The organism is Methylobacterium sp. E-041 (genome assembly GCF_022829665.1).
Classification (GTDB): Bacteria; Pseudomonadota; Alphaproteobacteria; order Rhizobiales; family Beijerinckiaceae; genus Methylobacterium.
Genome location: NZ_JAKSYQ010000054.1, coordinates 1 through 815 on the forward strand (window position 1 = coordinate 1; position 815 = coordinate 815).

General features: G+C 65.6%; 1 protein-coding gene. It reads right to left on the bottom strand.

Annotated elements, in window-relative coordinates:
- Positions 1-797, bottom strand: a 797-nt coding sequence (locus MKK70_RS04225; protein ID WP_243945965.1) for a helix-turn-helix transcriptional regulator, incomplete at its 3' end; no start/stop codon positions are given.
- Positions 798-815: the final 18 nt, after the last annotated feature.

Consider the following 815-nt stretch of genomic DNA (forward strand, 5'->3'; position numbering starts at 1 on the left):
GCGCTGCGGCGGTTGACCCCGAGCTTGCGATAGAGCGCCGAGACGTGATTGCGCACCGTATTCGGCGACAGCTTCAGCTCGGCCCCGATCTCCTGATCATTGGCCCCCTGACAGATCCGCGTGATCATGTCCCGCTCCCGAATCGTCAAGTTCGCGACCCCGACCGACGGCCGGCCGGGACGGGTCGGGTTGCGTAGGGTCGCGAGCTTGTCGATCACGCTAGGGCTGAACCACGACGCGTCAGCCATCACCGCCTCGATCGCGGTGATCAGTTCGCGTTCCGAGCGCTTGCGGGCGGTAATGTCCTGCAGGACGCACAGCACGCAGGCCTCACCGTTGATGATCACCTTCTCGGCCGAGATGAAGCAGTCGATCTCGGCGCCTGCCGCATCCTGCAACACGGCCTCGAAGCCTCGGACGCTGCCGAGCCGCTTGAGATCGCGTGAGAACTTGCGCTGCTCGGCGCGATCGCCCCAGAGCGCGAGGTCCGTGAGTGATTGGCCATCCGCGGCCTCGGGGGCATGCCCGAACGCGGTGACGAAGGCTTGGTTGACGCTGGTAATCTCCAATCCGTCCGCCCTCATCAGCGCGCTCGGCACGGGCGAGAGATCGAATGCCTTGGCGAAGCGCTCCTCGCTGTGGCGCAGCGACATCTCGGCTTTACGGCGATCCTCCAGGTCAGCGAAGGTGAACAGCATGCACAGCTCGATGCCGCCCGGGCCCGGCATCTCGATGGCGTGTCCGGCCACGATCACATAGCGGCCCTTCCCGCAAGGCGTGGCAAGTTGCGCCTCCATCTGCGGAATCGTGTGGCC